Source organism: Sphaerospermopsis sp. LEGE 00249 (genome assembly GCF_014299995.1).
GTDB classification, from domain to species: domain Bacteria; phylum Cyanobacteriota; class Cyanobacteriia; order Cyanobacteriales; family Nostocaceae; genus Sphaerospermopsis; species Sphaerospermopsis kisseleviana.
Genome location: NZ_JACJUZ010000130.1, coordinates 1 through 6,137, shown reverse-complemented (window position 1 = coordinate 6,137; position 6,137 = coordinate 1). Strand labels below are relative to the sequence as shown.

7 protein-coding genes are annotated in these 6,137 nt (G+C 41.0%); 3 read left to right on the top strand and 4 right to left on the bottom strand.

The genetic code is table 11. From position 1 onward, the window contains the following. Positions 1–80: 80 nt before the first annotated feature. On the bottom strand, positions 81–1,199 hold the full coding sequence (gene bchI / locus H5968_RS24345) for a magnesium chelatase ATPase subunit I (protein ID WP_096572098.1): 1,119 nt from the start codon (positions 1,197–1,199) through the stop codon (positions 81–83). Positions 1,200–1,356: 157 nt separating this feature from the next. On the opposite strand from bchI, the gene H5968_RS24340 reads away from it, so the two are divergent. Next, positions 1,357–2,013: a Uma2 family endonuclease gene (locus H5968_RS24340; protein ID WP_187042000.1), complete on the top strand. Its 657-nt coding sequence runs from the start codon at positions 1,357–1,359 to the stop codon at positions 2,011–2,013. Positions 2,014–2,088: 75 nt separating this feature from the next. Here H5968_RS24340 and H5968_RS24335 read toward each other — a convergent pair whose 3' ends face one another. Together H5968_RS24335 and H5968_RS24330 are read right to left on the bottom strand one after the other, a co-directional pair. Further along, on the bottom strand, positions 2,089–2,625 hold the full coding sequence (locus H5968_RS24335; protein WP_187041999.1) for a P-loop NTPase family protein: 537 nt from the start codon (positions 2,623–2,625) through the stop codon (positions 2,089–2,091). A gap of 100 nt (positions 2,626–2,725) precedes the next feature. Next, positions 2,726–3,958, bottom strand: coding sequence for an RNA-guided endonuclease TnpB family protein (locus H5968_RS24330; RefSeq protein WP_187041997.1), 1,233 nt, complete (start codon positions 3,956–3,958; stop codon positions 2,726–2,728). A gap of 340 nt (positions 3,959–4,298) precedes the next feature. Between H5968_RS24330 and H5968_RS24325 the strand changes: the two genes are divergently transcribed. Further along, positions 4,299–4,880, top strand: a complete 582-nt coding sequence (locus tag H5968_RS24325) for a nucleoside monophosphate kinase (protein WP_187041998.1) — start codon at positions 4,299–4,301, stop codon at positions 4,878–4,880. Here H5968_RS24325 and H5968_RS24320 read toward each other — a convergent pair. Continuing rightward, entirely contained in the window at positions 4,858–5,097 is a 240-nt protein-coding gene (locus H5968_RS24320) for a hypothetical protein (protein ID WP_187041996.1), read from the bottom strand. The two genes, H5968_RS24325 and H5968_RS24320, sit on opposite strands and share 23 nt — an antisense overlap. A 49-nt stretch (positions 5,098–5,146) precedes the next feature. Between H5968_RS24320 and rph the strand changes: the two genes are divergently transcribed. Continuing rightward, entirely contained in the window at positions 5,147–5,890 is a 744-nt protein-coding gene (gene rph, locus H5968_RS24315; protein ID WP_187041995.1) for a ribonuclease PH, read from the top strand. Positions 5,891–6,137: the final 247 nt, after the last annotated feature.

Here is a 6,137-nt window from a genome sequence, read left to right as displayed (position 1 = left end):
GTCACCAGTCCCCAGTCCCCAGTCCCCAGTCACCAGTCCCCAGTCACCAGTCCCCAGTCCCCAGTCCCCAGTCACCTTATCTAACGTACACCAGCTTTGACACCAGTACCGTTTTTCTGTGTAGCATCTTCAGGAAGTTCCACACCAAAAACGCGAGCAAAAGCTTTTTCTACCTTATACCCAGAATCAATAGATTCTAAAGGATCTTTCCGTAGACGGTGACGCAGACATAAAGTAATTACCCGACGAATATCATCAACAGTAACTTCTGTGCGTCCTTCAAAAGCAGTTAAAGCTTTAGCAGCACGGTTAGTAACAATATCACCCCGCAAACCATCCACATCTAACTCTGAACAAACCTCAGAAATTTTCACCCGCAGATCATAATCAAGATTCACCTGGGGTAACAATTCCTGAGCTTTAACAATCTTCTCCTGTAAAGCTTCCTGATCCGCCTTGTGTTGTTCCAAATATCCCACAGGGTTGCGATCAAAATCTCCCCGTTGTTCCACAATTTGCACCCGCAAAGCAGGTTCTTTCACCGTGTGAATTTCCGCGTGCATTCCAAAACGGTCAAGCAACTGGGGACGCAGTTCACCTTCTTCCGGGTTTCCCGAACCCACCAACACAAACCGCGCAGGGTGACGGATAGAAATACCTTCCCGTTCCACAGTGTTCCAACCACTAGCAGCAGAGTCCAGAAGAACATCCACCAAATGGTCATCTAACAGGTTCACCTCATCCACATAGAGAATACCCCTGTTTGCTTTAGCTAAAAGACCCGGTTCAAAAGCCTTCACACCTTCAGACAAAGCCTTTTCAATGTCGATAGTACCGCAAACCCGGTCTTCAGTAGCACCCAATGGTAAATCTACCATTTGCACTTTTTTATGAGCTATGGGAATTTCAGCCCCTTGTGCAGCTAACTGACGGACTTCATCGCTCATCAAGTCCGGGTCATTGGGGTCACTGTTGAAGGGGTCATTGGCAACTACGGGTATCTCTGGCAACAGGTCAGCCAAAGCACGGATAGTTGTAGATTTGCCGGTGCCGCGATCGCCCATGATCATCACACCACCAATTTTAGGATCAATCACATTTAACAGCAGAGCCAGTTTCATTTCTTCCTGGCCGACAATAGCAGTAAACGGAAAGACCGCACGACGCGCACTTGCTGTAGTTTGAGCAGTTGGAGTCACTAAATTACCTTAACAATATTTTTCTTATTACAACTTCCTATTTTGCCACATTTCGGGGCATGGGGCATTGGGTTATTCATCCTCCCAGTCCCCAGTCACCAGTCCCCAGTCCCCAATCTCATATAATCAAAATATTCAAAGACCAGTGAAATCTATCATGTTAGATTACAATCCCCTGGCTTGTATGCCTTCTTCAGAAGAATTACCAGACTCAGACGAAACACCTGTGGATAATGAATTACAAGATTTAATTCCTGGATTGCTTAAAGCAATATTAGCAATAATTTGGGCTGACCGCATGGACTGGTTTTTTGGTGTGGATATGGGCATTTATTATGACCCCTATCAACCACCAATTGTCCCCGATGGATTTTTAAGTTTAGGGGTTGAGCGTTTTTATGATGAAAACTTGCGTCCTAGTTATGTACTTTGGGAAGAAGAAAAATTACCAATTTTGGCGTTAGAAGTTGTTTCTCACAATTACAGGAATGAGTATTCAACAAAAAAAGATGAATATGCCAAATTAGGTATATTATATTATGTAGTTTATAATCCCACTCGTCGCCGTAAACCCCGGTTAGAAGTTCACAAATTAATCAATGGAGTTTATAAATTACAAGATGGTAATATCGTTTGGTTGCCAGAAATTGGTTTAGGAATTGGTATAGAAAGAGGAACTTACCAAGGCATTACTAGAGAATGGATGTATTGGTATAACCAACAAGGAAAACGCTTTTTTACACCAGAAGAACGCGCTCAAATTTTAGCAGAACGTTTACGAGAAATGGGAGTAGATCCTGATAGCTTAGTTTAAGCAATAAAGGACTTCCAGGAAATAAATTATCCAATCTTGTCTTGTGGGATGGGCTTCTAGCCCGTCCAGGTTTAATTACGGCTGATGACTACGACGAATTTCTGTAATTTGGTCTGCTACATCCAATAGAGATTTCGGCATTTGTGGACCAGTGAGAATGATATCAATATGAGAAAGACGGTTTGCTAGAAACTGTAAAACCTCTGTTTCTGGAATTAAACCAAAATTAATCGCTAAACTTAACTCATCCAAAACCACAAGAGAATATTTCCCTTCAGATACCACTTGTTGTGTATATTGCCACAACTTTTGTAATGCTTGGCTTTCTGTTTCATCTAAATTTGGTGTATCTATACAACGTGGTAAATCACAACGAATCCAATCTAAATTTTGCCCCATTTGTATAGGTTTGTCCTGTCCTTGATAAATACCACCTTTGAGGAACTGCACTATTAACACTGGTGTACCTTGTCCAGCAATTCTTAATGCTTGTGATATAACACTAGTAAAAAAGTTACGATGAGAGCTAGTGAAAACCTGTACTAATCCAGCTACAGAATATTGTAAGCTGAGTGTTGAATTGATACTGGGGGTTTCTAATTGGGCAACCATCATGATGAAGATAAACGGTAGTATCTATCAATTATCTAAGTTGACACTCTCCGGGCTAAAGCCACGGAGATTCTACATTCTACGTCAGAATTTGCTCTCTTCAGTTTTCACCAACCAGAGTAGAGATCCCAACTCCTGTAGCGTTAATTCGGGAATGCCCTTCCCTATTTTTAGCAAGATTTTTACATTGAGCAAAGCCGAAATGTAGAATATTTACCGCCGCGTTAACATCTCTTTGCAACTCACATCCACAACTACATTTATGGGTACGAGTGGAAAGAGATTTTTTCACAATCGCACCACAATTACTACATTTTTGTGATGTGTAATGTGGAGCAACAGCAACAACAAAACTGTTGAATTTAACAGCAAAATATTCTAACCATTGGCGAAAAGTAGACCAAGCCGCATCATTAATTGACTTAGCAAGACAATGATTTTTTACCATGTTCTTAACACTTAAATTTTCGTAGGCTACTAAAGCGTTAGCTTTGCATACGTTACGCGCAACTCTCTTTGCGTGTTCATTCCGTTGCCTACTTACTTTTAAATGTTTTCGAGCATATCTTTGTCTTGCTTTTCGCCTTTGATTTTTACCTTTTTCTTTGGTATAGATTCGACGTTGAGCGTGTTTGATGGATTTTTCTGCTTTTCTTAGAAACCTGGGATTAGGTTCATGATGTCCATTAGAGTCAGAGTAAAAATACTCCAAACCGACATCTAGTCCAATTTCACCATCAGCTATTCTAGATTCTTGTTTAACTTCTGTATCTACACAGAATTGAACATAAAATCCATCAGCACGTTTAACAATCCTGACTCGTTTAATTAACTTGACAGGGTATGTGTGAATATCCCATTTACCCAATAATTTAAGCTCACCAATACCTTTTTTATCAGTAAAAGTGATACGTCTTTTAGTTGGGTGTAATGACCATCCAGAAGTTTTATATTCAACTGAACGGTTATCTTTTTGAAATCTGGGATATCCCTTACTTCGACTACGCCCTTCGGCTACGCTAAGGACAGGCTCAGTACAAGTTTTGCCTACAACTTTCTTTTTACAGTTGTCGTAAAACTTTTGGATTGCTTGCCATGCTCTTTCGGTTGCAGATTGACAAGCCATTGAATTTAATGCTTCTACAAAACTAAATTCTTTTCGTAGTGCTGTTGAGTAGTTATTTAATGCAATTTTGTTAACTTTCGCTTCTTTTGGCGAATCCATCCAGTAACGAATAGCTTTATTTCTGACAAATTGAGTTGTTCTGATTGCTTCGTTAATAGCTTGTTTTTGACATTGGTTACACTTGGCTTTGTACTCTAACACCAGCACTACTTAATCACCTCCTTGAGTTTTAGATATCATCTAATATACACTATACAGCAAGCAAGGGTGATTTCCAAAATGGCTAAATTTTCTCCAGATGAATACAGACACGAAGGTTAAGTTTTGGAGCGTGGCGTAAAAACTTAACCTCAAGGGTTTTCAGCCCTTTTTCTTATAACAGGACTTACGCAAAAGGAAACGAAAGTAGGGGTAATTCATGAATTACCCCTACGCAAGAATAAGGTTTTCAGTCACATCTTGCGTAAGTCCTAGATAATTTTAATTTTTTGAGTAAAACAGAGTTAGGCAGTAGTGAATTTTAAATGATGATGAGGAGTGAATTGTGGTGAAATTGGTGATTTTAGGAGGTTCAGGCTCAGGAAAAAGCACTCAAGCACAAAGGCTTTGCAAATACCTTGATATGCCTCTGATTTCCACCGGTGAGATTTTAAGGGAAACTATATCTGGTAATCAATCAGCTAATGGGTACGGTGAACCAAATGATTTAGTCTCCTCTGCCAAACCTTATCTAGAAAAAGGGGAATTAGTTCCTGATGAAATGATGATTGAATGTATCAAAGTTCGCCTCAGTCAACTGGATGTTAATTGTGGTTGGATCTTAGAAGGCTATCCCCGAACTGCTTTTCAAGCTGAAGAACTAGATTTTTTGTTGGACAGTTTAGGGCAAAAAATAGACTGGGCTATTTATCTGCAAGTACCAGAAGCGGTAATGGTTAGCCGTTCTTTAGGGCGATCGCTCCCAGATGATCAACCAGAAATTGTCCAGCGGCGTGTAGAACTATTCTATGATTGCACTATTCCTATTTTAGAATATTATGATCGTCGTCGCCGTCTATTAACCATTAATGGTGACGACTCACCAGAACAAGTACAGCACAATATTCTCAGTTTAATTGGTGATGGGTGATTGGGGACTGGTGATGGGTGATTGGGGACTGGTGACTGGTGACTGGGGACTGGTGACTGGTGACTGGTGACTGGTGACTGGGGACTGGGGACTGGTGACTGGTGACAGGTGACAGGTGACTGGGGACTGGTGACTGGTGACTGGTGACTGGTGACTGGGGACTGGTGACAGTGAATAGATAATTATTTATTCCCAATTCCCAATTCCCAATTCCCAATTCCCTGACAGCAGAATGAACAAATTTTCAAAATTCTGAGGCAAATTAAATGGCTTGGCAGCGTCCCGATGGTCGAAACCCTTATGAACTACGTCCACTGAGTTTTTCACCTAATTTTACCCGCTTTGCCCCTGGTTCAGTGTTAGCAAAATGCGGTGATACTCAGGTACTTTGTACTGTAAGTGTCACTGAGGGAGTACCCAGGTTTTTAACCGGGAGTGGTAAAGGTTGGTTAACGGCTGAATATCGGATGCTACCATCTGCCACCCAACAGCGACAGGAAAGGGAATTATTAAAATTATCGGGACGGACACAAGAAATTCAACGTTTAATTGGACGTAGTTTAAGGGCAGCTTTAGATTTTGAAGCGTTGGGAGAACGGACGCTAACTGTAGATGCTGATGTATTGCAAGCTGATGCGGGAACGAGAACAACAGCAATCACAGGTGGTTTTGTGGCTTTAGCCCATAGTATTTCTCAATTATTGCAGCGGGGAGTATTAGAGCGATCGCCTTTGTGTGGACAAGTGGCAGCAGTTTCTGTGGGCTTATTAGAGTCAGAAGCATTTTTGGATCTTAACTACATTGAAGACGTAGCCGCCACTGTAGATTTTAACGTTGTCATGAATCACAATCTAGGAATTATTGAAGTCCAGGGAACAGCAGAGGAAGGCAGCTTTAGCCGTCAGCAGTTAAATAAATTGTTAGATATTGCCGAAAAAGGGATACAAGAATTATTAATAGCTCAACGGGATGCAATACCTAATTGGAATACCCTGTTTACTTTGGGGTAATGGGTAATGGGTAATTAGGGTTTGCTGAATAAACCTAAAACCTTGATATATCAAAAGTTAGAGGCTGATAAACACAGAAATTAGTGCAAGGGTTTTGAAGGGTATACCGGAAAAAGTGTACATTTTTTGGGATTTCAAGAGATGGCAAAGAAATTTTCAAATCTCCTCCTGACTCCTGACTCCTATGCCCTCACGGAAAGACTTTCTCAGCAAACCCTAATTATACAAGGCAAGCAAGATGCCTACC

What these genes read in the sequence shown, in the direction of transcription:
- H5968_RS24340 (WP_187042000.1), top strand. Translation starts at nt 1,357, where the DNA reads ATGTTAGATTACAATCCCCTGGCTTGTATGCCTTCTTCAGAAGAATTA.
- H5968_RS24335 (WP_187041999.1), bottom strand. Translation starts at nt 2,625, where the DNA reads ATGGTTGCCCAATTAGAAACCCCCAGTATCAATTCAACACTCAGCTTA.
- rph (WP_187041995.1), top strand. Translation starts at nt 5,147, where the DNA reads ATGGCTTGGCAGCGTCCCGATGGTCGAAACCCTTATGAACTACGTCCA.